Source organism: Sphingopyxis sp., assembly GCF_025869345.1.
Taxonomy (GTDB): Bacteria; Pseudomonadota; Alphaproteobacteria; order Sphingomonadales; family Sphingomonadaceae; genus Sphingopyxis.
Window position 1 is genome coordinate 1 of record NZ_JAOZVW010000126.1, and the last position, 3247, is coordinate 3247.

At 66.0% G+C, this 3247-nt stretch carries 3 protein-coding genes; 1 reads left to right on the forward strand and 2 read right to left on the reverse strand.

Features of this window, described 5'->3' with window-relative positions:
- The first annotated feature begins 207 nt into the window (after positions 1-207).
- Complete coding sequence (locus OJI97_RS13305; protein ID WP_297664199.1) at positions 208-1458, forward strand: NupC/NupG family nucleoside CNT transporter; 1251 nt, start codon at positions 208-210, stop codon at positions 1456-1458.
- A 16-nt stretch (positions 1459-1474) separates the two neighbouring features.
- Here the strand turns inward: OJI97_RS13305 and OJI97_RS13310 are convergent, their stop codons facing one another.
- Together OJI97_RS13310 and OJI97_RS13315 are read right to left on the reverse strand one after the other, a co-directional pair.
- Positions 1475-2617, reverse strand: a complete 1143-nt coding sequence (locus tag OJI97_RS13310; RefSeq protein WP_297664200.1) for an epoxide hydrolase family protein — start codon at positions 2615-2617, stop codon at positions 1475-1477.
- A gap of 15 nt (positions 2618-2632) precedes the next feature.
- Positions 2633-3115 carry a hypothetical protein gene (locus OJI97_RS13315; RefSeq protein WP_297664201.1) on the reverse strand — a complete coding sequence of 161 codons (483 nt, stop codon included), beginning with the start codon at positions 3113-3115 and terminating at the stop codon, positions 2633-2635.
- Positions 3116-3247 lie beyond the last annotated feature (132 nt).

The following is a 3247-nucleotide window of genomic DNA, read 5'->3' on the forward strand; positions in this document are numbered from 1 at the left end:
TCCATTCATCCGGCGCTGAGAGAATGGATCCCGGATCAAGTCCGGGATGACGATGGAGGATAGGTCGGCTTCCGGTCGAAACCGGCCATTCCCGATCTTCGCCTTTTCTGGCGCCATCCCGAACGGGCACCGCGCCGCGCACTCTTGCCCCGCCGCCAAAGGCCGCTAGACAGGGCGCAACAAACTTGCGGGGGACGCACTTTTTTCATGGAACGCCTGATCGGTCTGCTCGGCATCGTCGCATTGCTCGCGATCGCCCTGCTCTTCTCTTCCAACCGCCGCTGGATTCGCCCCCGCGTCGTCATTCCCGCCTTCCTGCTGCAAGCCGGTTTCGCGCTGCTCGTGCTCGGCACCCCCTGGGGCCGCAGCATCATCCAGGCGATGTCAGGCGGCGTGTCGAACCTGCTCGGCTATGCCAAGGCGGGCACAGACTTCATCTTCGGCCCGCTCGCCGGACCCGAGATGGGCGGGCACAGCTTCGCGATCGCGGCGCTGCCCGTGATCATCTTCTTCGCCTCGATGATCTCGATCCTCTATTATCTCGGCATCATGCAGCTGGTGATCAAATGGGTCGGCGGCGCGATCCAGAAGATCACCGGCATCACCAAGGTCGAAAGCCTGGGCGCCGCGGCGAATATCTTCGTCGGGCAGAGCGAAAGCCCGCTCGTCATCCGCCCCTATCTCGCCAGCCTGACACCGTCGCAGCTCTTCACCGTGATGACCGTCGGCATGGCCGGGGTCGCGGGGACGATCCTCGGCGCCTATGCCAGCATGATCGGCGAACAATTGCTGCCCTACCTGCTCGCCGCGAGCTTCATGTCGGCGCCCGGCGGCATATTGATGGCAAAGATCATGATGCCCGACGATCCCAAGGATCTGGGCATCGAACCCGTGATCATGCCCGAGGCGAGCCACGACGAGGAAAAGCCCGCGAACATCATCATGGCGGCGGCGCAGGGCGCCCAGACCGGCGTCCGGCTGGCGGTCGCGGTCGGCGCGATGGTGCTCGCCTTCGTCGCACTCGTCGCGCTCGCCAACGGCCTGCTCGCCGGGATCGGCGGCTGGTTCGGCTATCCCGACCTGTCGTTCCAGGCGATCATCGGCACGATCTTTCGCCCCGTGATGTGGCTGATGGGGGTGCCGTGGGACGAAAGCGGCGCGGTCGGCGGATTGTTCGGCACCAAGATCGTGCTCAACGAATTCGTCGCCTTCATCGATCTCGGCAAGATGCAAGCGGGCCTGTCGCCCGCGTCGATCGCCATCGCGACCTTTGCCCTCTGCGGCTTCGCCAATTTCAGCTCGATCGCGATCCAGATGGCGGTGACGGGCGGCCTCGCACCCAACCAGCGGCCGATGATCGCAAAGCTCGGTCTCAAGGCCCTGCTTGCGGGCAGCCTGTCGAACCTGATGTCGGCGGCGCTCGCGGGGCTGATGCTGGGAATCGCCCCGACGCCTTAGAATATTCCCCGACGCGTCAGAGCGTCATTTTCGCCAGCGCCGCGCGCACTTCGGCGACGAAGAGATCGGGCTGCTCGCACGCGGCGAAATGGCCGCCGCGCGGCAGCTCGTTCCAGTGGACGATGTTGCGGTAACGCCGTTCGGCCCAGCGCCGCGACAGGCGCATGATTTCGTTCGGAAACAGGCTGCATCCGGTCGGCACATGGATTTCGCCTGCGGCGAAGGTCGCGAAGCTGTGCCAATAGAGCCGCGCCGAGGAGGCGGCGCTGTTGGTCAGCCAATAGAGGCTGACGGTGTCGAGCATCGCATCCCTTGTCAGCGCCTTTTCGGGGTGCCCGCCGATCGACTGGCCGCCGGGTTCGTGTCCGCAATCGGTCCAGCCGTGGAATTTCTCGACGATCCAGCCCATCTGCCCAACCGGCGAATCGGCGAGGCCATAGCCCAGCGTCTGCGGCCGCGTCGCCTGCTGGGTCGCATAGCCATTGTCCTTCGCCCGATACCAGCCGAAGCGCGCGAGATAGGCCTGCTCCTCTTCGGTCAGCTCGTTCATCGTCGCGGGGTCAGGCTGGCCGGCAATCATGTTGAGGTGGATTCCCGCGCAATGATCGGCGTGGTTGGCGCCGATCGCCGAGGTCACCGCGCTGCCCCAGTCGCCGCCCTGCGCGAAATAGCGCGGATAGCCGAGCGCGCGCATCAGCGCGTCCCACGCAGCCGCGATATGCTCGACGTTCCATTTGGCCTCGCTCGGCTTGCCCGAAAAGCCATAGCCCGGCAGCGACGGGATCACGAGATGATAGTCGGCCGACAGCAGCTCGATCACGTCGAGGAATTCGAGCACCGACCCCGGCCAGCCGTGGGTCAGCACGAGCGGCCGCGCCGCGGGATCGGGCGAGCGGACATGGAGGAAATGGATGTCGAGCCCATCGATCGTCGCGAGATAATTGGGCAGCGCATTGAGGCGCGCCTCGACCTTCCGCCAGTCGTAATCGCGCTGCCAATAGGCCGCGAGCTCCTGCGCATAAGCGAGCGGAACGCCCTGATCCCAGTCGCCGACCGTCTCCTTCTCGGGCCAGCGGGTGTTCGCGAGCCGCGCTTTCAGATCGTCGAGCGCCGCCTGCGGCACGTCGATGGTGAAAGGACGAATGTCGGCGACCTGCATGAATCTGTCTCCCGCTCAGGGCCGCGCCGGGGCCTTGCAGCCGCGTTCGAGCCCGACGCCCTTCAAAAAGCCGCGCCGCACCGTTCCGGCATAGACCGCCTCGGCATAGCGGCGGCGTTCGGCATTGGCGCCGGTGACCTCGCCGATCAGCCCGCGAAAGGGGATGATCGATCCCGCGACGCTGCCCGCGACGCGCCCGGCGGTCTCCTCGCGCTTTTGCGCCCGGCTCTTGTCGACCGTCTCGTTGACGTCGGGGCCAAGCACGGCGTCGAGTTCGCCGATCTCGCGGATGATCGCCGCGCATTTGCCGAGCCCGGCCAGCGAATAGGGCGCGGCGACGATCGCCTGCAGCTTGGGCGGCACTTCCTTGCCGTCGAAGGGTTGGGTGACGGTGTTCGCAGTGTCCTTCACCGTCGAATCCTGCGGCGCGCCCTCCTGGGCGTGCAGCGGCGCGGCGAAGGCAAGAAGGGCCAAACTGGCGGCGATATTGCGAAACATGGCGAATCTCCCGTTGCACCCCTCGCGTTATGCCATGGTGTGCAAGGAGGCGGCACGCGTCCAGCCCAAATCGCGCGGCGCGGAGATTTCGCCTTGGAGTCGGATTCCGCTGCGCGGAATCGCGGCACCGGC

Excerpts from the sequence above, each read along its gene's own strand:
- OJI97_RS13305 (WP_297664199.1), top strand. The coding sequence starts at position 208 with ATGGAACGCCTGATCGGTCTGCTCGGCATCGTCGCATTGCTCGCGATC.
- OJI97_RS13310 (WP_297664200.1), bottom strand. The coding sequence starts at position 2,617 with ATGCAGGTCGCCGACATTCGTCCTTTCACCATCGACGTGCCGCAGGCG.
- OJI97_RS13315 (WP_297664201.1), bottom strand. The coding sequence starts at position 3,115 with ATGTTTCGCAATATCGCCGCCAGTTTGGCCCTTCTTGCCTTCGCCGCG.